The organism is Pseudomonas sp. Z5-35 (assembly GCF_051131945.1).
Classification (GTDB): Bacteria; Pseudomonadota; Gammaproteobacteria; order Pseudomonadales; family Pseudomonadaceae; genus Aquipseudomonas; species Aquipseudomonas marvdashtae.
This window is the reverse complement of record NZ_CP071640.1, coordinates 3,317,257-3,342,990: the sequence shown is the minus strand read 5'-3', so window position 1 is coordinate 3,342,990 and position 25,734 is coordinate 3,317,257. Positions and strand designations below refer to the sequence as shown.

Genomic DNA, 25,734 nt, shown 5'->3' with positions numbered 1-25,734 from the left:
TGTGTACAATCGCCGACTTTCAACCGGGCATGGAGGCACTTCGGCTTTCTGTCACGAGAAAAACCCATGCTTATCGGCAGTTATTCCCCCGCCCTTGTTTCTATCTCTTTGTTTGTTGCGATCCTGGCGTCTTATACCGCGCTGGACCTGACGGGGCGTATCGCTACCGCTCAGGGCCGTGCCGTTCATTTGTGGATGGCGGGTGGTTCGCTGGCGATGGGGGTGGGCATCTGGTCCATGCACTTCATCGGCATGCTCGCGTTCACGTTGCCGGTGGAGCTTGGCTACGATGTGGCGATCACCGCGCTGTCCCTGCTGATCGCGATTCTTTCCAGCGGCTTTGCCCTGTGGCTGGTTAATCAGCCGAAACTTCGGGCCTGGCAGTTGGCGTTTGGCGCGCTGGTCATGGGCATCGGCATCAGCGCCATGCATTACACCGGCATGGCGGCGTTACGGATGCAGCCGGGCATTGATTATGCCCCGACGTTGTTTGGCGCCTCGCTGCTGATTGCCGTCGTGGCGTGCGCGGCGGCGTTATGGATTGCCGTGCGCCTGCGCCAGAATTCCCCTCATGTACGAATCGCCCGCGCTGGCGCCGCCGTGGTGATGGGCATCGCCATTGTCGGCATGCACTACACCGGCATGGCCGCGGCGCAGTTCAGCGACGGCAGTTTCTGCGGAGCCCTCGATGGCTTGAGCGGCAAGGGCCTGGACAATCTGGTGCTGATCACCACGTTGGCGGTGTTGGCGATCGCCTTGCTGACGTCGATTCTGGACGCGCGTCTGGAAGCCCGTACCGCGGAACTCGCCAAGTCGCTGACCCAGGCCAATCGGGAACTGACTCAACTGGCCCTGCACGATCCCCTGACCGGGTTGCCCAATCGCGTATTGCTGGCGGATCGCATCGGCCAGGCCATGCACCGGGTGCAAGAGCAGGGCGGCTGTTTTGCGTTGATGTTCATCGACCTCGACGGTTTCAAACCGGTCAACGACGCGTTCGGGCACCACATGGGCGATCTGTTGTTGCGGGACGTGGCCTTGCGTCTGCGCGAGGACTTGCGCAACCAGGACACCCTCGCGCGGATCGGTGGCGATGAGTTCGTCCTGCTCGTGCAACTGGCCGATCCCGACGACGCCTTGCGCCTGGCTGCGCGCCAGGTCGCGCTGATCGCGCGCACGTTCCGGGTCGCCGACCATGACCTGCAGATATCCGCCAGTGTCGGCATCGCGCTTTTTCCCGGCAACGGCGAAAGCGCCGAAGAGCTGCTGATGAATGCCGACGCCGCGATGTACCACGCCAAGGGCGCCGGCAAGAATGGCTACAGTTTTTTCGACGCGTCGATGAACAGCAACGCCCGCAAGCAGTTGCAGCTGCTGCAAGACTTGCGCATCGCCGTCGAGCAGCGGCAGTTCAGCCTGCATTACCAACCCAAGTTCGACGCGGCGAATGGCCGTCCGGTCGGCGCTGAAGCGCTGCTGCGCTGGACCCATCCGACCCAGGGCATGATGATGCCCGACACCTTTATCGACTTGGCAGAAAAGACCGGGTTGATCATTCCCATCGGCGAGTGGGTGCTGAACGAAGCCTGCCGGCAGATGCGCGAATGGTACGTGCTGGGCTACACCGATTGGCGCATCGCGGTGAACCTTTCGGCGTTGCAGTTCTGCCATACAGGCTTGGTGCAGAGTGTCGCCAAGGCGCTGGAGACCCACCATTTGCCTGCCAACAGCCTGACCCTGGAAATCACCGAAACCACGGCCATGAGCGACGCGGACGCGAGCATGACCGTGCTGCAGCAACTGTCGGACATGGGCGTGGACCTGTCCATCGACGACTTCGGCACCGGTTACTCGAGCTTGATGTACCTCAAGCGCCTGCCGGCCAACGAGCTGAAGATCGATCGTGGCTTCGTGCGTGACCTGGAGCACGACAGCGATGACGCGGCCATCGTCTCGGCCATCGTCGCCCTTGGCCAGGCCCTGGGCCTGCGGATCGTCGCCGAAGGCGTGGAAACCGACGTACAACAAGACTTCCTGACCCAGTTGGGCTGCGATTCGCTGCAAGGCTATCTGTTGGGTCATCCGCTGCCGGCCGAGCGCTTCTTGCACGACATCCGCCAGGCGCAACGCGTGGCGATGGCCTGAGGCATTCGCTCAGGGAAGGATTTCGAATGCGGCGCTGCCCAGTCGCTCGCCATTGACCAGCAAATGCACCGCATGCCGGCCCGCGTAGTGCCGGCGGGTGGTCAGTTCGCGGATGTGTTGGGAGCGCCTGAGGCTGGCAGAAGCAAGGGCGGGCAGGTCGAAGGTCTTGAGCTTGAACACCTTGGCCGACGTGCCACCTGACGCTTTCACGTAGTCGATGGCGTAATCGATCACCAGGCGTTGGTCCTGTTCAGAGGTTGATTTCACCTTGAAGGACAGGGTTACCTGTTCTCCGAGGCGAATCACCGGCGGCGTCACCTGCAAATCCGAAATCTCAACCTGCGCCTTGCCGCCTGCGCCGATCACGGCCAGCGCCCGAAGATTGCCATGCTTGATCAGGCTGCGCAGCGCGTGACGGGCGATCCAGGCTGTGTGGCGGTCCTGCAACGGCCACCCTTCGATCCGCTCCAGTACCCAGTCGGGATGCTGTTTGGTCACGTCGTTGAGATGATTGGCGACGGATTTGCGCACGTAGAGGCTGTCGTCAGCCTTGAGGGCATCGAGGATCGCGGCGGTGAGTTCCGGGTTGGCCTGGATTGGTTCCAGATGAAACGACCACGGCAAGCGCGGCCGACTGCCCTCGCTGGCGAGGCGTCGTACGTGCTCGTTGGCGTCCAGTGACCAGTCGTGCATGACCTTGAGGGTGTGCGCCAAGTCGTCGCGCAGGAAATGCCGGACGGCGAACTCCGCAGAGCCGAACCGGGTGAAATATTTGAGTGCATCCATCGACAGGTCAAAACTATGCCGACCATAAGACGCCACGTAGTGGGGCAGGAACATGCTCACGAACATGCTGTTCAGCCGAGGGGCCAAGGCCCGCAGAACGTCGAGCGAGGCTTCATAACTCAGCGGCATTACCTCATGCAGGCACTCGCTGACCCGCGCCATGCGCTGCATCACCGACAATTGGGCCAGTCCGTCGGTGGCCATGTGCAGGAACGCCTTGGCATCGAAGGCTGGGTACACCGCGCGCGTTTCGGTGGCGATGTGCTGCAGGCGCTCGGCGTTGAAGATTTCCTTCAGGGCGGGGGATGAAGAGGTCATGGCGAGGTCCGTGGTCCAGGAGCCGCCACTATGCCATGCCAGGCGCAACCCGTGGCGAGGGAGCTTGCTCCCGCTCGGCTGCGCAGCAGTCGTAAACCCGGTGAATGGGGTATCACTGAATGAACGCGTTGCCTGGATTGGGGTCGCTGCGCAACCCAGCGGGAGCAAGCTCCCTCGCCACAAGGGCATGGGCGCCTTCAGAAGCACCAGTAAAATGAATGATTCGCCGTCGATGAAGTCCCAGATTCAGTACCTTGGATAACCTGGAGTTTTTTATGCGTAAACCAACCCTGATCGCCAGCCTGGTCCTGATCGCCAGCCTTGGAGCCCTTGGCCCCGTTGCGCAAGCGGTCGAGAAAACCGGAGACGCCTTGGAGCACTCGCCGAGCAATGGCCGCAGGCTGGTGGAGAATGACCGGGTACCCGCCGACTATCAGCGTTCGGACCGGGCCATTAAAGATTGGAAGCAGAAGAAACTCGAGCAACCTACAGAAGAGCAACAATGGGTGCAGATCGATGACAAATATTTGCTGGTCGAAACCGTGTCCGGCGCGATCGTCAAGATCGTCCCGGCCACACGTTAATCAGAGCACCTCGCCCTTGTCCCACAAATGAACCAGTTCGCCAGGTGCCTGGTCCTCGGGCACCTGCAACACCATCTCATCGTCCTGGTCGTTGGCGCGGAAACGCACCTCGATCTGGAAGTAACGCTGGTCGCCCCGGCCCGGCGTAGAAGAGGTGAGCGGCAGGCACCCCTCCAACACTGAGCAGATGCGCGTGCGCTGATCGAGGTCGCACTGGGCGAACTCGATTTCCCGGGGGCGGGTCAGGGCGTGGATGGCCGCCACGCCGCCTTGGCGTGACAGCTTGACGACGGCTTTATCGTCCAGGTCTGGAAGGGTTTTCATCCGTTCTCCTCGTTCAGGTCGACGCCCACCTGGGCCCAGCCATCCTGCACCGCTTGCACTTCCCGTTCGCCGAAGCGTTGGCGGGCGTGCGCGACGGTCAGGCGGGCGAAGGCGCTGAAGGAGGCGTCATTGGCCAGTTGTCGGTCGCACAAAGTGTCATACCAGATCCGCCCGGCCTTTTCCCAGGCAAATCCGCCGAGTGCCGTCGCTACCAGATAAAAGGCCCGGTTGGGAATGCCAGAGTTGATGTGCACGCCGCCGTTGTCTTCACGGGTGATGACGAACTCGCGCATGTGCGCCGGTTGCGGGTCCTTGCCCAGCAATGGGTCATCGTAAGCGGTGCCGGGGTTGGACATGCTGCGCAGGCCGTCACCATTGATCTTGTCGGTGAGCAGGTCGGCGCCGATCAGCCAGTCGGCCTGGTCGGCGGTCTGGCCCAGGACGAACTGCTTGACCAGCACCCCAAACACATCGGAAATCGACTCGTTCAGCGCGCCGGACTGGTTGGCGTAGATCAAGCCGGCTTCGCTTTCGGTGACGCCGTGGGCCAGCTCGTGGGCCACTACATCGAGGGAGCGGGTGAAGCGTTGGAAGATTTCGCCATCGCCGTCGCCAAACACCATCTGCGCGCCATTCCAGAATGCGTTTTCATAGTCTTGGCCGTAATGCACGGTGCCGACCAGGGCAAAGCCTTTGTTGTCGATGGAGTCGCGCCCCAGCACTTTCCAGAAAAACTCATAGGTGGCGCCGAGTGCGTCGTACGCTTCGTCCACCGCCGGGTCGCCGCTGGCCGCTTGGCCTTCCAGGCGCACTGGCTGGCCCGGCAGTTCCATGTTGTTCTGGGCGTCATGAATGCTGCGCTGCGGATGGCCGGCCTGGCCAGGCTTGGGCAGTTTGGCCGCAGCGGGCGCATTGCTCGGCGGGCCGGGATTGTGACGCAGGTTCTTAACGTGGGTCAGCGTGCCGAGGGCGCTGGAGCGTTGCTGTTCCGAGCCATGGGCGATGATGCGATTGAGGATATAAGGCGGGATAAAACTATGGAGCGGGCGAGAGTCGATCATCAGAAAGTCCTTATCTGAAATGCAGGGTCGATACCCATGTGAACCGCAGTGGCCGTTGCGGTTCCCTTGCGCGGCAAAAGGTTGCCAGTCGCATCGAATTCTGCGAAAACCCCGCGGCTTACGGTGAGCGGTCCATGGGGGGGCACATCAAGCTCAACAACAATCTCATATTTGAAATCGAGCTGCTGGAAGTGCTGACGCGGCACGATTGAGGACTCGTGTCCATCATTGGTCGCTGAACAGCGGGATCCGTCCATTGACGGAAGGGCGGTAGCACCAAGCCAACTGTTCCAGTCGTGGTTGGTCCCCGAGAATCGCACCCAGCGTGGCGCGGGCAATATCCATCGCCAGGCTCTGGCCGGGACATTCATGGCGCCCGCTGCCGAAGCTGAAACTTCGCCGGTTCGGGCGGTCCAGCAGCAGGACGTCCGGTTGCGGATTGAGCTGCGGGTCGCGATTCGCCGAGGCCAGCAGCACCAGCACCGCATCCGTGGGTTGCAGCGCCGTGCCGAGGATTTCGCAGGGCAGGGCGACGAAGCGCCGGGTGTTTTGTACCGCAGGGTCGAAACGCTGGACTTCGGCCAGCAATGGGCCGACCTGTTCAGGATTATCGCGGAGCAAGACGCGCAAGGCGGGATCACGGATCAGCGCCAGCAGCGCGTTGCCGATGAGGCCAGCCGTGGCCTCATAGGTTTGCGAGAGCAGGCCGATCAGGTTGGCGACGAGGCTGTCGGTGTCTTGGAAACCCCGGCAGATGCGCGTCAACACAGGATTGTCTTGCGCCGCGATGCGCTCGTGGAAAGCGCCGGTCAGTCGCTCACTGGCCCGGTGCGCCGCCTCCCGTTGCGCTGCCTGGCTCAAGGGCGACAGGCAGGCGACGAAATCTCCCGTCCATTCGCTGATCAGGCGGCTCTGCGCCGGGTCGAAACCCAGCAACGCCGCCACCACGCTGGCCGGTCCGATAAACTGGGCCTGATGCAGGCCCTCGGCGCCATCCCTGAGAAAGCGCCTCTTGACCAACGCTTCGACTTGCCAGGGATCGATGTCCCGCAACGCGGGCGCAATCGCCGCCTTCGGGCACCGCTGCCGTTCCCCGTCGTTCATCCGCATCAGGCGCCCGAAGACCCGGCCGGCAGGCCCACCGGCAATGGCGCTCGGCACCGGCTCATCGGCCGGACGCACATGGCAATCGGCATGATGCAATACGGCGCAGACCGCTTCGGCGCTGCTGGCGATCCAGAGCTTCAATTGAGGATCGAAGGTCAACCCGCCATTGGCCCGCAGGCTCGCGTAGTAAGGGTAAGGATCGGCGTGAGTCGCGGCGATGATCGGGTCCATGAAGCGCTGCCTCGTTCGTGATGAAGAAAGTGTTGCTACTATCTCCAGTCGATGCATGGCTTGATTCGGCGGGGAGCGAAATATGGATGCAGGACAACATGACGTGGGCGTATCCCAGGTGGCGGCGGCCATTGCCGAACCGGCCCGCACCCGCATGCTCTGCGCGTTGATGGACGGTCATGCCCGCACCAGCACGGAGCTGGCGAGTATCGCCGAAGTCAGTGCCTCCACCGCCAGTGCACATCTGGCGAAGCTCAGGGAGCAGGCCCTGGTGCGCTTGCATGTCCAGGGTCGCCATCGTTACTACAGCCTCGCTGACCCACGTGTGGCCCAGGCCCTCGAAGCCTTGATGGTGATCGGCCAGAGCGCCAGCCCGACCTTCACCTCGCGCACTCCGGATCGCCTGCAATTCGCTCGCACGTGCTACGACCACATGGCCGGTACGTTGGCGGTGAGGTTGCATGACCGTCTGCTGGAAGCCGGATGGCTCGTGGGCGTGGAGGGCGAGGGCTACCAGCTGAGTGAGTCCGGCGAGGCGCTGTTCAACGGGTTGGGCGTTGACGTTCCGGCGCTGATGCTCCAGCGACGCCGATTCGCCTGCCCGTGCCTGGACTGGAGCATGCGCCGGCCGCATCTGGGAGGTGCCTTGGGCAAGGCATTGCTGCAAGTGGCGATCAAGCGCAAGTGGGTGATCCAGGACCTGGACAGCCGTGCCTTGGGGCTGACGGCTGCAGGACAGCGGGAGATGGCGGCGCGGTTTGGCATCAGCGCTGAAACTCAGACCCAACCCGCGGCCGCTATCGTGAGCAGGCGCGTCTCGCCTGCGGACCTGCGCTAATCAAGCCATATGCCTGCGTCGGTATTCATCCGGCGTGGTGCCCATCATTTTGCGGAACATGCTGATGAACGCCGAAGCGCTGCTGTAGCCCAGGTCCAGGCCGATGGTTTCCACGCTCTGGCCACGTTCGAGCAGGGCCAGGGCTTCGATGACTTTCAGGCGCTGGCGCCATTCCACCAGTGACATGCCCAGGTCCCGCTGGGCCCGACGCATCAGCGTGCGCTCGGTGGTGTTGGCGGCGCGGGCCAGTTGCGGCAAGGAACGCGGGTCGCTGGGATTCTCCTCCAAGGCCCGCAGCACGGGGCCCAACAGCGGATCATCCGAAGACGGCAAATAACTGCCGACATGGGGCGCCTGGACCAGCTTGTCCAGCAGCACCTGCAACAAGCGCTGCTGCTCGGACGTCTGTGGCTGGCTCGGCGGGTCGCTGCGCAGCTCTTCCAACAGAGCGCGGATCAGCGGGCTCAAGGTCAGCGCGCAGGGCACGGCGGGCAGCGCACCGCACAGTTCGGCCGCCAGATATAACGAACAATGGCAGGCCTCATGCCGATTGAACCCAACGTGTTCCATGTCCGGCGGTAGCCAGATGCCGTATTGCGGTGGCGCCAGGTAATGGTGCTGGGCGATCTCGATCTCCATCACGCCGCTGTAGGAGTAGACGAACTCTCCCCAGGCGTGCCGGTGCCGAGGGTAAGTGGCATGGGCCGGCATGCAGGCGCTGCGAAAGAAAATCGGCGAGGGCAGGGCCGCTTCGAACGGAGGAATCTTCAGATGCTGGGCTGGAGGCTGCATATCGATCGCAATGGCGGATTACCGGGATGGCTTGTCGGGTAATCACTATATCCAGCAAAGGTGTCAGGCAGACAATCCTTTCATCTATTTTCTGCCCAAGGAGTTTTCCCATGACTACCCGCCGCGCCCTGGATGGCCAGGTCGGCGCCCTGATGACCGGCCTCTGTGCGATCTGGGGATTCCAGCAAGTCGCGATCAAGGCCAGCGCGGTCGACATGGCGCCAATGCTGCAACTGGGGGTGCGCTCGGCCATCGCAGCGGCACTGGTCTGGCTGTTGGTATTGGCGCGCGGCGAACGTTTGTCCCTGGCCGATGGAAGTTGGCGTCCGGGCCTGTTGGTGGGGTTGTTGTTCGCCTTGGAATTCGTGCTGGTGGGCGAAGGCCTGCGCCACACGACGGCTTCGCACATGGTGATTTTTCTCTACACCGCACCGATGTTCGCCGCCCTCGGCCTGCACTGGAGACTGCCGAGCGAACGTCTCAAGCCGGCGCAATGGCTGGGCATCGCGGTGGCATTCGGTGGGATCGTGGTGGCCTTCAGTGGCGGCTCGGGCGCGGCGAGCGGCAGCTCGTTGCTGGGTGACGGGATGGGCTTGCTGGCCGGCGTGCTGTGGGGCGCAACCACGGTGACGGTGCGCTGTTCGCGACTGACCGACGTGCCGGCCAGCCAGACGCTGCTTTACCAGCTGGTCGGCGCCGGGATACTGCTGATCGGCGTGTCGGCGGCGCTCGGGGAAACGACGATCAACCCGACGCCGCAGCTCTTTGCGAGCATGGCGTTCCAGGTGTTGCTGGTGTCTTTCGCCAGTTTCCTGATCTGGTTCTCCCTGCTGCGTCGCTACCTGGCGTCGCAATTGGGGGTGCTGTCGTTCATGACGCCGTTGTTCGGCATCGGTTTTGGTGTCTGGTTGCTGGATGAGCCGCTGGAGCCGAACTTCATCGTTGGGGCGGTCTTGGTATTGAGTGGGATTGTGCTGGTCAGCGGCTACGGCTGGTTTCGCCAGCGATGGCGACGAGGGTCGGTTTTACGACGAGGGTAGAGCTGGCGCGGCTCCATGTGGCGAGGGAGCTTGCTCCCGCTGGGCTGCGCAGCAGCCCCAAAGCCAAGCAACGCGGTCATTCAGGTAGACCGCGTTTAGCGGGTTGCGACTGCTGCGCAGTCGAGCGGGAGCAAGCTCCCTCGCCACAAAAGCCCCCCAGTGCTACCGGGGGACTTAGATCAGACCTTGACGATCCAGCCCGCCGGCGCTTCCACGTCGCCGGTCTGCACGCCGGTCAGCTCTTTGTAGAGTTTCTGGGTGATCGGGCCGACTTCGGTTTCGCTGTGGAACACATGCAGCTTGTCCTTGTAGCTGATGCCGCCAATCGGCGTGATCACTGCGGCGGTACCGCAGGCCCCGGCTTCCTTGAAATCCGCCAGCTTGTCGATGAACACATCACCTTCGATCACTTCCAGGCCCAGGCGCGATTTCGCCAGTTCGATCAGCGACAGGCGGGTGATGCCTGGCAGGACCGACGGGGAGTTGGGGGTGATGAATTTGTTGTCGTGGGTGATGCCGAAGAAGTTGGCCGAGCCGACTTCCTCGATTTTCGAATGGGTCATCGGGTCCAGGTAGATGCAGTCGGCGAAACTGGCCTTCTTGGCCTGGGAGCCGGGCATCAGGCTGGCGGCGTAGTTGCCACCGACCTTGGCCGCGCCGGTGCCTTGTGGGGCAGCGCGGTCGAAGCTGGAGATCAGGAAATTGTGTGGGGTCAGGCCGCCCTTGAAGTACGCGCCGACCGGGATGCAGAAGATCGAGAAGATGAACTCGGGGGCGGTGCGCACGCCGATGTTGTCACCCACGCCGATCACGAACGGGCGCAGGTACAGCGCGCCGCCGGTGCCGTACGGCGGGATGAAGCGCTCGTTGGCACGGACCACTTGCTTGCAGGCTTCGACGAACTGCTCGGTGTCGACGTGCGGCATCAGCAGGCGGGCGCAGCTGCGTTGCATGCGGGCGGCGTTCTGGTCCGGGCGGAACAGGTTGATCGAACCGTCCCTGCAACGATAGGCCTTCAGGCCTTCGAAGCATTGCTGGCCGTAGTGCAGGGCGGTGGAACCCTCGCTGATGTGCAGCACGTTGTCTTCGGTCAGGGTGCCTGTGTCCCAGGCGCCATCGCGCCAGTGCGACAGGTAGCGCTTGTCGGTCTTGATGTAGTCAAAGCCCAGTTTGTCCCAATTGATGCTCTCGTTACCCATGACACCCTCTATTTCCTGACAACCGTCGAAACGGTTCAAGGCTTCTGACGTTTTTTAATGGGGACAACAATACTTCATTCCGGGGGTGTTTCGCAGCCCGCTCGATAAGGGGCAGGCATATTTTCCCGGCGTTTCACATCTGTGGCGAGGGAGCTTGCTCCCGCTCGACTGCGCAGCAGTCGCAAAAACGGGGCCGCTTCGCAGCCCAGCGGGAGCAAGCTCCCTCGCCACAGGTGAAACTCATGCCTACAGATGCGCTACACGTCTAGAGATGCAACGCATGCCCCAATGCCCGCAACGCCGCTTCCTGCACGGCCTCGCCCAGCGTCGGGTGGGCGTGGATGGTGCCGGCGATGTCTTCCAGGCGCGCACCCATTTCCAGGGATTGGCCGAACGCCGTGGACAACTCCGACACACCCACGCCCACCGCTTGCCAACCGACGATCAGGTGATTGTCCCGGCGCGCCACGACCCGGACGAAACCGCTTTTCGATTCCAACGTCATGGCCCGGCCGTTGGCCGCGAACGGGAAGCTCGACATAATGCAATCAAGCCCGGCGGCCTTGGCCTCGTCTGGCGTCTTGCCGACCACGACCACTTCTGGATCGGTGAAGCACACCGCCGCGATGGCCGTCGGGTTGAACTCCCGGTGCTGGCCGGCGATCAGCTCGGCAACCATTTCGCCCTGGGCCATGGCCCGGTGGGCGAGCATCGGTTCGCCGCTCAGGTCACCGATGGCCCAGACATTGCGCATGCTGGTCTGGCACCGGTTGTCGATTTTCAGCGCCGAGCCGTTCATCGCCAGGTCCAGCGCTTCGAGGTTCCAACCCTGGGTGTTGGGTTTACGTCCGACTGCTACCAGCACCCGGTCGGTGTCGAGGTTCAGCGTGTCGCCGTTGGGATCACGCACTTGCAAGGTGCTGGCCCGGGCATCGAAACCTTCGACGCTGTGCTTGAGGTACAGCTTCACGCCCAACTGCTTGAGCGCTTCGTGCACCGGTTGGGTCAGCTCGGCGTCGTAGGCCGGCAGGATCCGCTCCTGGGCCTCGACCACGCTGACCTCGGCGCCGAGCTTGCGATAGGCAATGCCCAATTCCAGACCGATATAACCGCCGCCGACCACCACCAGGTGCTTGGGCACCGCGGTGGGGGCGAGGGCTTCGGTGGACGAGATGATCGGCCCGCCAATAGGTAGCATCGGCAGCTCGACACTTTTCGAGCCGGTGGCCAGCAACAGGTGTTCGCACTGGATACGGCTGTCGCCGACTTCCACAGTCTTGCCGTCGATGACCTTGGCCCAGCCGTGAATGACTTGGACCTTGTGCTTTTTCAGCAACGCGGCGACGCCGGTGGTCAGGCGATCGACGATGCCGTCCTTCCATTCCACGCTCTTGCCGATGTCCAGGCTCGGCGCCGCCACGGTAATGCCCAAGGCCGAGCCTTGGCTGTGGTGCCGGGTCTGGTGGAACTGCTCGGCCACATGGATCAACGCCTTGGACGGAATGCAGCCGATGTTCAGGCAAGTCCCGCCCAGTGCCTGCCCTTCCACCAGGATGGTTTCGATGCCCAGTTGGCCGGCACGGATCGCCGCCACATAACCGCCAGGGCCGCCGCCGATGATCAGCAGCTTGGTGTTCAAAGTTTGCATGCCTGCTCCACTGATGATTAGTCCACGAACAACGTGGCGGGTTGTTCGAGCAGGCCACGCAGGGCCTGGATGAATTGCGCCGCGTCCATGCCATCGACCACCCGGTGATCGAAGGAGCTGGAGAGATTCATCATCTTGCGAATCACGATCTGGCCCTTGATCACCATCGGGCGTTCGACGATTTTGTTCACGCCGACAATCGCCACTTCCGGCAGGTTCAGCACCGGCGTGCTGACGATGCCACCGAGCGCGCCGAGGCTGGTCAGGGTGATGGTCGAGCCGGACAGTTCGTCGCGACTGGCCTTGCCGTTGCGGGCCGCGGTGGCCAGGCGCGAGATTTCCGTCGCGCTGTCCCACAGGCTGCGAGCTTCGGCGTGGCGCACCACCGGCACCATCAGGCCGACGTCGCTCTGGGTCGCCACGCCGACATGCACGGCGCCTGAACGGTGGATGACCTGGGCTTCGTCGTCGTAGCGCGCATTCATCTGCGGAAAGTCGCGCAGGGCCACGACCAACGCGCGGACCAGGAATGGCAACAAAGTGAGCTTGCCGCGACTGGCGCCGTGTTTTTCGTTCAGGTGAACCCGCAGTTCTTCCAGCGCCGTGACGTCGATTTCCTCGACGTAGCTGAAGTGGGCGGCGCGTTGGGTGGCTTCCTGCATGCGCTGGGCGATCTTGCGGCGCATGCCGATCACCGGGATCTGCTGCTCGTCGTGACGTTCGGCGTAGCCCGAGCCGCCCTTGGTCTGGGTCGACGGACCTTGGGCCAGGTAGGCTTCGAGGTCTTCATGAAGGACGCGTCCGGCGGGGCCGCTGCCTTGGACCAGGCGCAATTGAATGCCCAGGTCCAGCGCGTGTTTGCGCACGGCCGGCGAGGCCAGCGGACGCTCGTCGGGGTCGCGGGCCACGGGGGCCTGGGCCGCTTGTACCGGGCGAGGTGCGACGGTGGGTTTTTCCGCCACGGGTTCTGGTTTCGATGCCTGTTCAGGCTTCGCGACAGGCTCAGGCTTGGCCACCGGTGCCGCCGATTCCTTCAGGTTGCCGGCACCTTCCACTTCAATGCGGATCAGCTCGCTGCCCACCGCCATGACCTCACCGGGTTCGCCACCCAAGGCGATGACCCGGCCGTGCACCGGCGAAGGAATATCGACCATCGCCTTGTCGGTCATCACGTCGGCCAGCACTTGGTCTTCAACCACCATGTCGCCAACCTTGACGTGCCACACCGACAGTTCAACTTCCGCGATGCCTTCGCCGATGTCCGGCATCTTGATAACGTGCGTGCCCATTCAGACCTCCATGACCCGTTTCAACGCCGCGCCCACACGGGACGGCCCTGGGAAATACGCCCACTCCTGTGCGTGCGGGTAGGGGGTGTCCCAACCGGTGACGCGCTCGATGGGCGCTTCCAGGTGATGGAAGCAATGTTCTTGCACCAGCGACACCAGCTCGGCGCCGAAACCGCAGGTGCGCGTGGCCTCATGGACCACGACGCAGCGGCCGGTCTTCTTCACGGATTTGACGATGGTGTCCAGGTCCAGCGGCCAGAGGCTGCGCAGGTCGATGACTTCAGCGTCGATGCCGGTCTCTTCGGCGGCTACTTGAGAGACGTAGACCGTGGTGCCGTAAGTCAGGACGGTCACGTCCTTGCCCGGACGGGTGATGGCGGCGACGTCCAGCGGCACCGTGTAGTAGCCGTCCGGCACTTGCGCCTGCGGGTGCTTGGACCACGGCGTTACCGGACGGTCGTGGTGACCGTCGAACGGGCCGTTATACAGGCGCTTGGGTTCGAGGAAAATCACCGGGTCATCGTTTTCGATGGAAGCGATCAGCAAGCCCTTGGCGTCGTAGGGGTTGGACGGCATGACGGTGCGCAGCCCGCAGACCTGGGTGAACATCGCCTCGATGCTCTGGCTGTGGGTCTGGCCGCCATAGATACCACCGCCGCAGGGCATGCGCAGGGTCATCGGCGCGGTGAACTCGCCGGCCGAGCGATAGCGCAGGCGCGCGGCTTCGGAAATGATCTGGTCCGAGGCGGGGTAGACGTAGTCGGCGAACTGTATCTCGGCCACTGGCCGCAGCCCGTAGGCGCCCATGCCCACCGCCACGCCGACGATGCCGCTTTCGGAAATCGGCGCGTCGAACACCCGCGAGGTGCCGTACTTGTTCTGCAGGCCTTCGGTGCAGCGGAACACGCCGCCGAAGTAACCGACGTCCTGGCCGAACACCACGACGTTGTCGTCGCGCTCGAGCATCACGTCCATGGCCGAGCGCAGGGCCTGGATCATGGTCATGGTGGTAGTCGTCATGGCGGTGTCCAACGCAATAGTGTTGTTGTGATCGTTCATGTCAGATCCCCAACTGCTGACGCTGGCGCTTCAAGTGCTCCGGCATCTCTTTGTAGACGTCTTCGAACATGGTCGCGGCGCTTGGAATCTGTCCGCCGGCAAGGGTGCCGTACTGCTCGGCTTCCTTCTGCGCGGCGATTACCTGGGCTTCAAGTTCGGCGCTGACGGCGGCGTGTTCCTCTTCGGACCACTGGCCGATCTTCACCAGGTGTTGTTTGAGGCGCGCAATCGGATCGCCCAGCGGGAAGTGGCTCCAGTCATCGGCGGGGCGGTATTTCGACGGGTCGTCGGACGTGGAGTGAGGACCGGCGCGGTAGGTGACCCATTCGATCAGCGCCGGGCCGAGGTTGCGGCGGGCGCGTTCGGCGGCCCAACGCGAAGCGGCGTAGACGGCGATGAAATCGTTGCCATCGACTCGCAGCGAGGCGATGCCACAGCCGACGCCGCGTCCGGCGAACGTGGTGGCTTCACCGCCGGCAATGGCCTGGAAGGTAGAAATCGCCCATTGGTTGTTGACCACATTGAGGATCACTGGCGCCCGGTAGACGTGGGCGAAGGTGAGGGCGGTGTGGAAGTCCGATTCGGCGGTGGCGCCGTCGCCGATCCAGGCCGAGGCGATCTTGGTGTCGCCCTTGATCGCCGAGGCCATGCCCCAGCCCACGCCTTGGATGAACTGGGTGGCGAGGTTGCCGGAAATGGTGAAGAAACCGGCGTCCTTGACCGAATACATGATCGGCAATTGCCGGCCCTTGAGCGGGTCGCGCTCGTTGGACAGCAGTTGGCAGATCAAGTCCACCAGCGGCACTTCGCGGGCCATCAGGATGCTTTGCTGGCGGTAGGTGGGGAAGCACATGTCGTCGATGTTCAACGCCAGGGCCTGGGCGCTGCCGATGGCTTCCTCGCCAAGGCTTTGCATGTAGAACGACATCTTTTTCTGGCGCTGTGCGACGACCATGCGGTTGTCGTAGATGCGCGTCTTGAGCATGGCGCGCATGCCTTTGCGCAGGATCTCGACGGGGATGTCCGCGGCCCATTCGCCCATGGCATTGCCTTGGTCATCGAGCACGCGGATTAGGCTTCGCGCCAGATCGGCGGTGTCGGCGGGTTCGACATCGATTGGAGGTTTGCGCACCGTGCCGGCATCGGTCAGATGCAGGTAGGAGAAGTCAGTCTTGCAGCCGGGACGGCCCGAGGGTTCTGGGACGTGCAGGCGTAGCGGTTCGTACGCTGGGTTCATGGCTTTCTACGCTCGATCTTGTGAATTTCTTGTAGTGGGCGCGCTAGCTGACGAATTTCCCCGGGTAGGGGAAATTGTCCTACAACAATCATAGGCTCGACGTAGAAGAATATTTTTCTCTGTTGGCTTGCCGTTTAGATGATTTGCAGATAAAAAATCTGCACAACGATAAGAAACGGGAAATTTTGTCTCATGCGCAAATTGGATCGTACCGACATTGGCATCTTGAACAGCCTTCAGGAAAACGCCCGCATCACCAATGCTGATCTCGCCCGTTCGGTCAACCTGTCGCCGACGCCGTGCTTCAATCGGGTCCGGGCCATGGAGGAACTGGGGGTGATTCGCGAGCAGGTCACCTTGCTGGATGCCGACCTGCTGGGCCTGCATGTCAACGTGTTTATCCATGTCAGCCTGGAGAAACAGGTGGAGGAGGCGCTGCAGCATTTCGAAGAGGCGATCTCCGACCGGCCCGAGGTGATGGAATGCTATTTGATGGCGGGCGACCCGGACTACCTGATCCGCGTATTGGTGCCGACCATCCAATCGCTGGAGCGCTTCATGATGGATTTTTTGACCAAGGTGCCGGGTGTGGCGAATATCCGCTCAAGCTTTGCCCTCAAGCAGGTGCGCTACAAGACCGCGCTGCCGCTGCCGGCGAATGGGTTGACGTTGGGTACGTGAAAGCTGCTAAAGCTGATTGATTGGAATCTTCAGATAAGTCACGCCATTGCCCTCGGCCGGCGGCAGGTGTCCGGCCCGCACATTCACCTGGATCGCTGGCAACAGCAGTGTCGGCATGCCCAGGGTCTGGTCACGCTGGGTGCGCATCGCAACGAACGAGGCCTCGTCGATGCCATCGCGAACATGGATGTTGTGCTGGCGCTGCTCACCCACGGTACTCACGCAGTGAGGCTCGCGTTCCTCCGGTGGATAGTCATGGCACACATAAAGCCGCACGCCGGCGGGTAAGGCCAGCAGTTTGCGGATCGAAGCGTAGAGCTGATGGGCATTGCCGCCCGGGAAGTCGCAGCGGGCGGTGCCGACGTCGGGCATGAACAGCGTGTCACCCACCAGGATCACATCCCCATCGATCAGGTAGGCCATGTCCGCCGGGGTGTGGCCGGGCACGTGCAAGGCGGTGGCCTTGAGGTTGCCGATGAGAAAAGATTCGTCGGCCGCGAACAGGTGATCGAACTGTGAGCCATCCACCGCAAATTGCGCTTCGAGGTTGAACAGCGCCTTGAAGACACTCTGAACCTGATGGATCGATTCGCCGATAGCGATCTTGCCCCCCAGTTTGCCTCGCAAGTAAGGCGCGGCGGACAAGTGATCGGCATGAGCGTGGGTTTCCAGCAGCCATTGCACCGTCAGTTGATGTTCGGTCACGAAAGCGATCACCCGGTCGGCCTGTTCGGTGCCGCTGCGGCCCGAAGCCGGATCGTAGTCGAGCACCGGGTCGACCACGGCGCATTGCCCACCGTTGTGTTCATACACCACGTAGGTATAGGTCTTGGAAGAGGGGTCGAGAAAGCTCTGGATCTGCGCGGGCATGACAACGGACCTGTGCGGGAAGAAGCGGTTGCTACGCTTGAGGTTTACAACATAAGGTCCGCAGCTTAAGTGAGGGCCACCGCGTCCTGCAAATGCGATCACGCCTGACAACAGGGGTGCGCGGCTTGAGAGAACCTGAATGTTATTGGCAAGTCTTTTCGGTGTGGTCATGGGCCTGGTCCTTGGCCTGACGGGCGCGGGCGGCGGTATTCTGGCCGTGCCGGCCTTGGTGTTGGGCCTGGGTTGGAGCATGACCCAGGCCGCGCCAGTGGCGTTGTTCGCGGTGGGCAGCGCGGCGGCGGTGGGCGCCATCGATGGGTTGCGTCATGGCCTGGTGCGATACCGGGCGGCCCTGTTGATTGCGCTGCTGGGCGCGGTGTTTTCGCCGCTGGGCATCTACCTCGCCCACCAGCTTTCGGAAAAAATCCTGATGATCCTGTTCAGCCTGTTGATGGTGTTGGTGGCGGCGCGCATGTTGCGCCGGGAAACGGCACAAGCGGGGCCCAGCGATCATGGCGCGGCCAGTTGGGGCCAGAAGAATTGCCTGCTTGATCAGCAGACCGGTCGCCTGGCCTGGACCGCGCGGTGCACCGCCACATTGTCGGCATTGGGCGCCGTGACGGGCATTGTCTCGGGATTGTTGGGCGTTGGTGGCGGCTTCTTGATCGTGCCGGCGTTCAAGCAACTGACCGACGTGCAGATGCGCGGCATTGTCGCCACGTCGCTGATGGTCATCAGCTTGATTTCACTGATTGGCGTGGCGGGGGCGTTTCATGCTGGGGTCAGCATCGACCGGGTAGGCGGCGTATTCATTGCGGCGAGCATTGTCGGGATGGTGCTCGGGCGACGGTTTTCGGCGAAGGTTCCAGCGCGGGCGTTGCAGGTGGGATTTGCCGGGGTATGCCTGGCGGTGGCGGTGTTCATGTTGCTGCGGGCGTAGCTGCGACGAATCAGGATTGCACATTGCCTTTGTGGCGAGGGAGCTTGCTCCCGCTCGGCTGCGCAGCAGACGCCTTGGGTCAAGACTGTATGGGCCTGCTGCGCAGGCCAGCGGGAGCAAGCTCCCTCGCCACGGGGTGGTGTGTCTACAGCAACCGGCACTGCATCGAAAACCCCAACGCCACCGACTGCCCTTGCTCGAGCAAACGCAACCCCGGCCGTCCTGGCAGATGGTGGGCATTGACCGGATGGCTGACCGGTTCGATGCAGAAAAAGTCCAGCCCGACTGGGCAGTACAGCAGGAAGTATTTGCTGCCGCTGGCGCGGCATTCCAACTCATAGCCCAAGTCCGGTTGCTGGATCAGGCATTGACCGTCCCAGCCGCCGAAACCATTGTCGACGAGGGTATCGGGCAGGGCGCGAATCTCTTGGAAATCCCACTCGGCAGGCACTTCGCTCAGCTCGGTCGGCAACTTCGAGGCGTCGCATTTCCAGACTTCGCTCGCCCGGGTTTGCAGGCGCGTACCGGCGGTGCGCGGAAAGTACGGATGCAGACCCAGCCCATGCCACGCGGGCTGTTTGGCCGTGTGGGTGACAAGCATCGCGATCTGCAACTGCCCGCCGCTGAGGCGGATCCGCAAGCTGGCGCAGTAGGCGAACGGTTGCAGGCTGTCGAGTTGCAGTAACGCTTCCTGACCGCTTTGTTCGATGACTTGCCAGGGTTGTTGCCAGGCGCTGCCGTGGATCGGAAACGGGTCGTTGGGGCTGTTGGCTTCCAGTGCCAGCCAGCCACCGGGGCAGTCGAAACCGCCCTGGGCGATCCGGTTCGACCAGGGGATCAAGGGGAAACAACCCAGCTTGCCCGGCAGGCCATTGTCCAGCGCTTGCGGGGCGGGCGGACGCAGCAGCGGGGCGTCGGTGCTGCGCAATGTCCATTCAACGAGACTGGCGCCCAGGTGCGGGGCCAGGGTCAGGCGGGTGAGTTCGTCTTCGAGATGGAGAAGGGGCTGCGTCATGGTGGTCGCGTCTATTAGGAAGGGCAGATATAGGAAGGGCAGATAGCTTTTTTGGGAAGGGCAGATAGCTTTTGTGGCGAGGGAGCTTGCTCCCGCTCGGCTGCGCAGCAGTCGCCCGAGTTCAAACCGGGTGGGCCTGCTGCGCAGTCCAGCGGGAGCAAGCTCCCTCGCCACAAGGGGGCTTGCTCGCTTACAGGGTTACAACACCAGATTCGGCAACCACAGCGAAATGGCGGGGACGTAAGTCACCAGCAGCAGGACCAGGAACAGCATGGCGTAGAACGGCAGCAGCGCCTTGACGGTGCTTTCGATGCTGACCTTGCCGATGGCGGAACCGACGAACAACACCGCGCCCACCGGTGGCGTGATCAGCCCTATACCCAGGTTCACCAGCATGATCATGCCGAACTGCACCGGGTCCACGCCGATGCCGACGATGACTGGCATCAGAATCGGCGTCAGGATCAGGATCAGCGGCGCCATGTCCATCACGGTGCCCAACAGCAGCAACATCACGTTGATGCACATCAGGATCACGTAGCGGTTGTCTGACAGTGTCAGGAACGCGGTGGTGATTTTCGCCGGGATTTCCATCAGCGTCATGATGTAGCCGAAGCTGGCGGCGAAGCCGATCAGGATCATCACGATGGAGATGGTGCGTACCGTACGGTGCATCAGTTTAGGCAACTCGCTCCACTTGTAGTCGCGATAGATGCACATGGTCACGAAGAATGCCCACACCACGGCAATGGCGGCCGATTCGGTGGCGGTGAAAACACCAGAGAGAATGCCGCCAAGGATGATGAACAGGGTCATCATGCCCCACATGGCTTCCCGGCAGATCTTCAACGCTTGCTTGAGGGGAATCACTTCGCCCTTGGGGTAGTTGCGCTTTTTCGCGAAGACCAGGCACAGCGCCATCAGGCAGAGGTTCATCATGATGCCGGGCACGATACCGGCCATGAACAGCGAACCGATGGAGACAGTACCGCCAGCGGCGAGGGAGTACAGCACCGCGTTGTGGCTGGGCGGTGTCAGCAGCGCTTGCACCGAACCACTGACGGTGACGGCGGTGGCGTACTCACGCGGATAGCCCTGGCGTGTCATTTCCGGGATCAGCACCGAGCCGACCGAGGCGGTATCGGCCACCGAGGAGCCGGAGATCGCGCCAAAAAAACTCGAGGCCACGAGGTTGACCAAAGACAGGCCACCGCGCACGAAGCCCACCAGCACACTGGCGAACGCCACCAGTCGGCGGGACATGCCGCCCTCGGCCATGATCGCACCGGCCAGCACGAAGAACGGAATGGCCAGCAACGAGAATTTGTTCACCCCGCCCGTTACCTGGATCATCATGGCCTGGAACGGAATATCGATCCACCACGCCCCGATCAGGGCGGCAGCGCCCAGCGCATAGGCGACCGGCATGCCGATCAGGATCAACAACAAAAAACTGCCCAGCAGAATCAGCGCGTCCATTAAGCGGCACCTTCGTTTTCTTCAACCAGGTCGAACTGCACGACCCGACGCTTGCTTTGGTCACCCAGCAAGAGTTTTTCCAGGACAAAAATCAGGGTCAGGAAACCACCGATCGGGATCGGCATGTAGGTGATGCCGACGCGCAGGGTGGGGATGGCGCTCATGAACTGATTCCAGGTGGTCATGCACAGCTTGGTGCCCCAGACGGTCATGAAAATGCACACCGCCGCCATCAATAGCTGCGTGAAAACCGAAGCCAGGGTTTGCCAGTGCGGGGGCATGCGGCTGGTAACCATGTCCACGGCCATGTGCGAGCCGGAGCGGTAGCTGGCAGCAGCACCAATGAAGGTAAATACGATCATCAGCAAGATGGCGGTGGGCTCCGGCCAGCTTGAGCCGGTACCGAGTACGTAGCGGGCGAACACCCCCCACGGAATCATCAGCGCAACGGCGAGGACAGAAAGGCCGGCCACCCAGATGCAAGTCATGTAAATCGTGTCGTTGATACGCAGCAGCAAATTCTTCATCGGGTTCCACCGTAACCGGGCGCGCCTTCACCTGCGGCGCGCCCAGCCTTTTCATGAGTACAGATTCAGAGGTGTTACTTGACGGCTTCGATACGCTTGATCAGGTCGGCATACGGAGCACCGTATTTGGCCCGGATCGGCGCGGTGGCGTCATAGAAGGGTTTTTTGTCGACGGTGATGAACTCGACGCCAGCGGCCTTGAGTTTTTCTTCACTGGCGGCGGATTTCTTGTCCCACAGATCGCGCTCTTCAGCCTGGGCAGCCTTGGCGGCTTTCTTGACCATGACCTGTTGTTCTGGGGTGAGCTTGTTCCAGGTGATTTTCGACATCACGATTGGCTCAGGCAGGATCAGGTGGCCGGTCAGGCTGTAGAACTTGGCGTTCTGGTAGTGGTTGTGCTCGAGCATGGTCGGTGGGTTGTTTTCCGCGCCGTCGATCACGCCGGTCTGCAGGGCGCTGAAGATCTCGCCGGTGTCCATGGCGATACCGTTGGCGCCCATGGCGTTGAAGGTTTCGATGAACATTGGGTTGCCTTGGACACGGATCTTCATGCCCTTGAGGTCTTCAAGCTTGCGCACCGGTTTCTTGGTGTAGAGGTTGCGGGTACCGCCGTCCATCCAGGCCAGGGCCACCAGGCCGAACTCGGAGTTGGTGATCCGGTCGAGGATCGCATCGCCCACGTCACCGTCGATGACGGCGCGCATGTGCGCCTGGTCGCGGAAGATGAACGGCATGTTGAAGACGTTCACGTCCGGCACCACAGGGCCGACAATGCCCAGGCTGACGCGGGACATCTGGATCGCGCCGGCTTGCATTTGCTCGATGACTTCTTTTTCGGAACCCAGTACGCCACCCGGGAAGTACTTGAACTTCAATTCGCCGTTGCTTTCTTTTTCCAGGGTTTTACCCATGGACTCCTCAGCGACTACGGTCGGGTAGCCCTTGGGGTGGATGTCGGCGATTTTCAGGGTGAGTTCAGCGTGTGCCGCCTGCGCCAGGAAGGCCAGGGGCAGGGCCGCGATCAGAAGCGTGCGTTTAAAATTCATGGTCAATCTCCAGTGTTGTTGTTTTTATGTCTATCGATGTGAAGCGGTAAAGCAGATCAGGTCGCGGAGGGCTTCAGTCCTCCGAAAGCAGGTTCGGCGAGGCCCTTGACGCCGGGATCGAGGGCGAACACGCCACCGGCCAAGGACTGTGGATTGTTGTCGTCGCCCGGACGGATCGAGGTCACATACAGGGTGTCCAACCGGCTGCCGCCGAAGGCGCACATGGTCGGTTTCTTCACCGGCACTTCCAGCGAGCGGTCGAGGCGTCCATCCGGGGTGAAGCGGTGAATCAGCCCAGCGTCGTTGGCGCAAATCCAATAGCAACCGTCGGCATCCACCGCCGCGCCGTCCGGGCGTCCGGCCAACGGCATCATGTCGACGAACAGCCGTCGGTTGGACGGGGTGCCGCTGTCGATGTCGTAGTCGAAGGCCCAGATCTGCTGGATCAACGGGTGCGAATCGGAGAGGTACATGGTGCGCCCGTCCGGGCTGAAACCCAGGCCATTGGGCACGATGAAACCGCTCAATTGTGCCTCGACCGGGCTGCGCTGTCCGGCATCGAAGCGGTACATCCGGCCTTCGTCGGCATTGGCGCCCATGTTCAGCACCATGCTGCCGGCCCAGAAACGGCCTTGGCGATCGCAACGGCCATCGTTGAGGCGCATGTCAGTGCGACTGTGTTCGACGCTCGCGCACAGCTCGCTATCGAGGCTGCCGTCCTCATGGGGGTACAGGCGGAAGAAACCGCTTTCCATGCCCGCAACCCAGCCACCGTCCTGGTGACGGGCGATGCAAGCGAGCATCTCCGGTGCTTCCCAACCCTGGATTTTTCCGCTGCTGGCGTTCCAGCGTTGCAGGCCGCCGCTGGGAATATCTACCCAATACAGGGCGTTTTCCTCGGGGACCCATACCGGGCTTTCCCCGACGGCGTTGCGTGCATCGACAATCAATTCGGCTTGCATGGCGATTCCTTGGTTCGTTCGTATCCCATGAAAAACAGGCGAATCAGTCGTCGAACGGGCCGGTCGCTACAAAAGCGCCGCCCTGGTAGACCATGGCCGGGTCATCGGCGGCCGGCATCGGCTGCGCTTCGACTTTGGCGCGGAAGATTTCCGAGGTGTCCTTGGGCTGGTAGCCCAGGTGCGCGGCGTGGCTGTTGTCCCACCAGACGTCGCGGTTGGCGGAGACGCCGTAGACCACGGTATGGCCGACTTCAGGGGTGTAGAGCGAGCATTCGATCAGTTGGGTGAGGTCGTCGAAGCTCAGCCAGGTGCTCATCATCCGGCGGTTCTGCGGCTCCGGGAACGACGAGCCGATGCGGATGCTCACGGTCTCGATGCCGTAGCGATCGAAATAGAAACTGGCCATGTCTTCGCCGTAGGACTTGGACAGGCCGTAGTAGCCATCCGGACGGCGAAGGCAATGGGCGTCGAGGGCCTCGTCCTGCTTGTAGAAGCCGATGACATGGTTGGAGCTGGCGAAAATCACGCGCTTGACGCCGTGCTTGCGCGCCGCTTCATAAATGTGGAACACGCCACTGATGTTGGCGCCAAGGATCTCTTCGAACGGACGCTCTACCGAAACACCACCGAAATGCAGGATGGCATCAACGCCTTCCACCAGTTGGTGCACGGCCTGTTTATCCGACAGGTCGCATGGCACCACTTCCTCGCTTTCATCGATGGCAGGTGCCATGTTGGCGATGTCCGACAGGCGAATCTGGCGGGCGTAAGGCTTGAGGCGTTCGCGCAAGACTTTGCCCAGGCCGCCGGCGGCGCCGGTCAACAGCAGGCGATTGAAGGGTTGGCGAATCTGTGTCGTGGTCATGGCATTACCTGAGCAAACAATGAGAGGTACAGTTGTTATAAGTTGTCGTACGACCGAGATGGAATATCCTTATCCTTCCGCTACCTTGTCAACGTTTGATCGACGAACCGCTCTAGGTCGGCGTCCTTGCCGGGGCTTGCCATGGCGCTGGCAGGCGCACATGGCAAGGGTTCCTCGGTGTTACAGGAGCGAAAGTGGATAGTTGAAGATGATTCGGTTTTCGTCGAATTCGTTGGTGCTGAAGTCACGACGAAGCGACGAGTTACGCCATTTCACGTTGAGGCTCTTCAGTACACCGCTCTGTACGGTATAAGCCAGCTCACTTTCACGGCCCCATTCCTTGCCATCGTCGACGGTGGCGGTGTGCACGTTGTCGCCGCTGATGTAGCGGTTCATCAGGGTCAGGCCCGGCACGCCGACAGCGGCGAAGTTGTAGTCATGGCGCACTTGCCAGGATTTTTCCTTGGCGTTGTCGTAGCTGGAGTTATAGCTGTCGTTCGCCAGCGTGCCGCCGCTGGTGCCGTTGACGCGCATCCAGGCATCATCGCCGCCGACTTTCTGCAGGCCGACGTAGAAGGTGTTGCCGCCGTATTTGGCCGAGAGCATGGCGAACGCGGTTTTGTTGTCCAGGTCGCCGGCCAAGGCACTGCCGTTTTCCTTGCCGATGAAGTAGCCAAGGTTGGCGCCCAGGGTCCAGTCGCCCATCGGTTGGCTGTGGGTCAGGTTGAAATATTGCTGCTGGTAGATGTCGGACAGTTCCGCGTACCAGACGCCCACCTGGGTGCGTTTTTCGTTGAAGGCGTATTCGCCGCCACCGAAGTTGAAGCGGTCGGAGGTGAACGCGCCGCGGCCGTTCATCGACATGTCTTCCATGCTCGCGTCGTTGCGCGGGCTGTTGCCGCGGAACTGGCCGCCGTAAAGGCTCAGGCCGTTGATTTCGGTCGAAGTAACCTGGCCGCCACGGAAGGTTTGCGGCAGGGAACGACCGTCGTCGGAACGCAGGATCGGCAGCACCGGCATCCATTCGCCGACTTTCAATTCGGTCTTCGACACTTTGGCCTTGAGGGCTACACCCAGGCGACCGTAGTCATCGGCGGGGCGGCCATCGTCATGAATCGGCAACAGGGACGTGTTCGCCGTGCCACGGCCACCGTCGAGCTTGACCGCGTACATGCCCAGGATGTCCAGGCCGAAACCGACCGTGCCTTGGGTGAAACCGGACTTGGCATCGAGGATGAAACTCTGGGTCCACTCTTCGGCTTTGCCCTGGGCATTGTCCGGGTTGGTGAAGTTGCGGTTGATGTAGAAGTTGCGAAGGTTCAGCGTGGCTTTGCCATCATCGACAAAGCCTGCGGCGCTGGCGCTCATTGGCATAAACGCGGCAAGGCTGCTGCAACCGAGCAGGACCAGGGCGGGGCTGGTATTGAGAAGAGTACGGCGGTTTGGACTGCGATCGGACGAAAAACGGACACGTGTGCTCACTATGGCGCTCCCTACTTTTTTGTTGTTTTTATTTGTCATACGTCGTCGTACAACATGACGGGGATTATTTGGCGCCGCTCCGTCATTGTCAACTGGCCATTACTGCGATTTTTTCTTGCTGATAGGCCTTGGCCTGAGGCATTCAGAATGCTTGCCGCTTAGGAAAACTCGGGCCGAGAGGGCTCTGGTTTGGGCAAAACTCGCCTCAG

24 protein-coding genes and 1 pseudogene are annotated in these 25,734 nt (G+C 62.0%); 7 read left to right on the top strand and 18 right to left on the bottom strand.

The genetic code is table 11. The annotated features are described in order from the left end of the window. Nucleotides 1-66 precede the first annotated feature (66 nt). Nucleotides 67-2,145, top strand: coding sequence for a putative bifunctional diguanylate cyclase/phosphodiesterase (locus tag J3P95_RS15285; protein WP_434580685.1), 2,079 nt, complete (start codon nt 67-69; stop codon nt 2,143-2,145). Between the two features lie 9 nt (nt 2,146-2,154). On the opposite strand, the gene J3P95_RS15280 is transcribed toward J3P95_RS15285, so the two are convergent. Continuing rightward, nucleotides 2,155-3,249 carry a DNA alkylation repair protein gene (locus J3P95_RS15280; protein ID WP_434580687.1) on the bottom strand — a complete coding sequence of 365 codons (1,095 nt, stop codon included), beginning with the start codon at nt 3,247-3,249 and terminating at the stop codon, nt 2,155-2,157. A 275-nt stretch (nt 3,250-3,524) separates the two neighbouring features. On the opposite strand from J3P95_RS15280, the gene J3P95_RS15275 reads away from it, so the two are divergent. Further along, nucleotides 3,525-3,833, top strand: coding sequence for an RcnB family protein (locus J3P95_RS15275; protein ID WP_434557635.1), 309 nt, complete (start codon nt 3,525-3,527; stop codon nt 3,831-3,833). Here J3P95_RS15275 and J3P95_RS15270 read toward each other — a convergent pair whose 3' ends face one another. Together J3P95_RS15270 and J3P95_RS15265 are read right to left on the bottom strand one after the other, a co-directional pair. Next, on the bottom strand, nt 3,834-4,157 hold the full coding sequence (locus J3P95_RS15270; protein WP_186640418.1) for a protealysin inhibitor emfourin: 324 nt from the start codon (nt 4,155-4,157) through the stop codon (nt 3,834-3,836). Beyond that, on the bottom strand, nt 4,154-5,218 hold the full coding sequence (locus tag J3P95_RS15265; protein WP_434557633.1) for a M4 family metallopeptidase: 1,065 nt from the start codon (nt 5,216-5,218) through the stop codon (nt 4,154-4,156). The genes J3P95_RS15270 and J3P95_RS15265 overlap by 4 nt, the downstream gene beginning before the upstream one ends. Nucleotides 5,219-5,331: 113 nt before the next feature. On the opposite strand from J3P95_RS15265, the pseudogene J3P95_RS15260 reads away from it, so the two are divergent. Next, nucleotides 5,332-5,430: pseudogene (locus J3P95_RS15260) on the top strand (FKBP-type peptidyl-prolyl cis-trans isomerase); the annotation flags it as partial. A 13-nt stretch (nt 5,431-5,443) separates the two neighbouring features. On the opposite strand, the gene J3P95_RS15255 reads toward J3P95_RS15260, so the two are convergent. Then, nucleotides 5,444-6,556, bottom strand: coding sequence for a cytochrome P450 (locus J3P95_RS15255; RefSeq protein ID WP_434580689.1), 1,113 nt, complete (start codon nt 6,554-6,556; stop codon nt 5,444-5,446). An 82-nt stretch (nt 6,557-6,638) separates the two neighbouring features. Here J3P95_RS15255 and J3P95_RS15250 point away from each other — a divergent pair, with 82 nt between their 5' ends. Beyond that, nucleotides 6,639-7,394, top strand: a complete 756-nt coding sequence (locus J3P95_RS15250; RefSeq protein ID WP_434557631.1) for an ArsR/SmtB family transcription factor — start codon at nt 6,639-6,641, stop codon at nt 7,392-7,394. Here the strand turns inward: J3P95_RS15250 and J3P95_RS15245 are convergent, their stop codons facing one another. After that, nucleotides 7,395-8,186, bottom strand: coding sequence for a helix-turn-helix domain-containing protein (locus J3P95_RS15245; protein WP_434557630.1), 792 nt, complete (start codon nt 8,184-8,186; stop codon nt 7,395-7,397). It lies immediately after the preceding gene. Between the two features lie 110 nt (nt 8,187-8,296). On the opposite strand from J3P95_RS15245, the gene J3P95_RS15240 reads away from it, so the two are divergent. Further along, complete coding sequence (locus J3P95_RS15240) at nt 8,297-9,226, top strand: DMT family transporter (RefSeq protein WP_434580692.1); 930 nt, start codon at nt 8,297-8,299, stop codon at nt 9,224-9,226. Between the two features lie 179 nt (nt 9,227-9,405). On the opposite strand, the gene J3P95_RS15235 is transcribed toward J3P95_RS15240, so the two are convergent. The 5 genes from J3P95_RS15235 to J3P95_RS15215 form a co-directional block, all read right to left on the bottom strand. Further along, nucleotides 9,406-10,425 carry a branched-chain amino acid aminotransferase gene (locus tag J3P95_RS15235; protein WP_434557628.1) on the bottom strand — a complete coding sequence of 340 codons (1,020 nt, stop codon included), beginning with the start codon at nt 10,423-10,425 and terminating at the stop codon, nt 9,406-9,408. A gap of 265 nt (nt 10,426-10,690) precedes the next feature. Beyond that, the gene (gene lpdA, locus J3P95_RS15230) at nt 10,691-12,073 is read right to left on the bottom strand and encodes a dihydrolipoyl dehydrogenase (RefSeq protein WP_434580695.1); all 1,383 of its coding nucleotides are present in this window, start codon (nt 12,071-12,073) and stop codon (nt 10,691-10,693) included. Between the two features lie 17 nt (nt 12,074-12,090). Further along, a complete protein-coding gene (locus J3P95_RS15225; RefSeq protein ID WP_434580696.1) occupies nt 12,091-13,362 on the bottom strand; it encodes a dihydrolipoamide acetyltransferase family protein in 1,272 nt (423 codons plus the stop codon). Beyond that, nucleotides 13,363-14,421, bottom strand: a complete 1,059-nt coding sequence (locus J3P95_RS15220) for an alpha-ketoacid dehydrogenase subunit beta (RefSeq protein ID WP_434557625.1) — start codon at nt 14,419-14,421, stop codon at nt 13,363-13,365. A gap of 1 nt (nt 14,422) precedes the next feature. After that, entirely contained in the window at nt 14,423-15,658 is a 1,236-nt protein-coding gene (locus J3P95_RS15215; RefSeq protein WP_434580700.1) for a 3-methyl-2-oxobutanoate dehydrogenase (2-methylpropanoyl-transferring) subunit alpha, read from the bottom strand. Between the two features lie 192 nt (nt 15,659-15,850). Here J3P95_RS15215 and bkdR point away from each other — a divergent pair, with 192 nt between their 5' ends. Beyond that, nucleotides 15,851-16,339, top strand: a complete 489-nt coding sequence (gene bkdR, locus J3P95_RS15210) for a Bkd operon transcriptional regulator BkdR (protein WP_003202929.1) — start codon at nt 15,851-15,853, stop codon at nt 16,337-16,339. A gap of 6 nt (nt 16,340-16,345) precedes the next feature. Here the strand turns inward: bkdR and J3P95_RS15205 are convergent, their stop codons facing one another. Beyond that, nucleotides 16,346-17,209, bottom strand: a complete 864-nt coding sequence (locus tag J3P95_RS15205) for an MBL fold metallo-hydrolase (RefSeq protein WP_434580702.1) — start codon at nt 17,207-17,209, stop codon at nt 16,346-16,348. 139 nt (nt 17,210-17,348) lie between these two features. Between J3P95_RS15205 and J3P95_RS15200 the strand changes: the two genes are divergently transcribed. After that, nucleotides 17,349-18,149, top strand: a complete 801-nt coding sequence (locus J3P95_RS15200) for a sulfite exporter TauE/SafE family protein (protein WP_434580704.1) — start codon at nt 17,349-17,351, stop codon at nt 18,147-18,149. A gap of 145 nt (nt 18,150-18,294) precedes the next feature. Here the strand turns inward: J3P95_RS15200 and J3P95_RS15195 are convergent, their stop codons facing one another. The 7 genes from J3P95_RS15195 to J3P95_RS15165 form a co-directional block, all read right to left on the bottom strand. Next, the gene (locus tag J3P95_RS15195; RefSeq protein WP_434580706.1) at nt 18,295-19,164 is read right to left on the bottom strand and encodes an aldose 1-epimerase; all 870 of its coding nucleotides are present in this window, start codon (nt 19,162-19,164) and stop codon (nt 18,295-18,297) included. A 198-nt stretch (nt 19,165-19,362) separates the two neighbouring features. Beyond that, nucleotides 19,363-20,643 carry a TRAP transporter large permease gene (locus J3P95_RS15190; RefSeq protein ID WP_434557620.1) on the bottom strand — a complete coding sequence of 427 codons (1,281 nt, stop codon included), beginning with the start codon at nt 20,641-20,643 and terminating at the stop codon, nt 19,363-19,365. Beyond that, nucleotides 20,643-21,170, bottom strand: coding sequence for a TRAP transporter small permease (locus J3P95_RS15185; protein ID WP_186640446.1), 528 nt, complete (start codon nt 21,168-21,170; stop codon nt 20,643-20,645). Before J3P95_RS15185 ends, J3P95_RS15190 begins: the two co-directional genes overlap by 1 nt. A 74-nt stretch (nt 21,171-21,244) precedes the next feature. Next, the gene (locus tag J3P95_RS15180; protein ID WP_434557619.1) at nt 21,245-22,216 is read right to left on the bottom strand and encodes a TRAP transporter substrate-binding protein; all 972 of its coding nucleotides are present in this window, start codon (nt 22,214-22,216) and stop codon (nt 21,245-21,247) included. 56 nt (nt 22,217-22,272) lie between these two features. Beyond that, nucleotides 22,273-23,178 (bottom strand): SMP-30/gluconolactonase/LRE family protein, encoded by a 906-nt coding sequence (locus J3P95_RS15175; RefSeq protein WP_434557618.1) that lies wholly within the window; start codon nt 23,176-23,178, stop codon nt 22,273-22,275. A 43-nt stretch (nt 23,179-23,221) separates the two neighbouring features. Then, entirely contained in the window at nt 23,222-24,043 is an 822-nt protein-coding gene (locus J3P95_RS15170; protein WP_434557617.1) for an NAD-dependent epimerase/dehydratase family protein, read from the bottom strand. Between the two features lie 180 nt (nt 24,044-24,223). Beyond that, the gene (locus J3P95_RS15165) at nt 24,224-25,417 is read right to left on the bottom strand and encodes an OprD family porin (RefSeq protein WP_434563851.1); all 1,194 of its coding nucleotides are present in this window, start codon (nt 25,415-25,417) and stop codon (nt 24,224-24,226) included. Nucleotides 25,418-25,734: the final 317 nt, after the last annotated feature.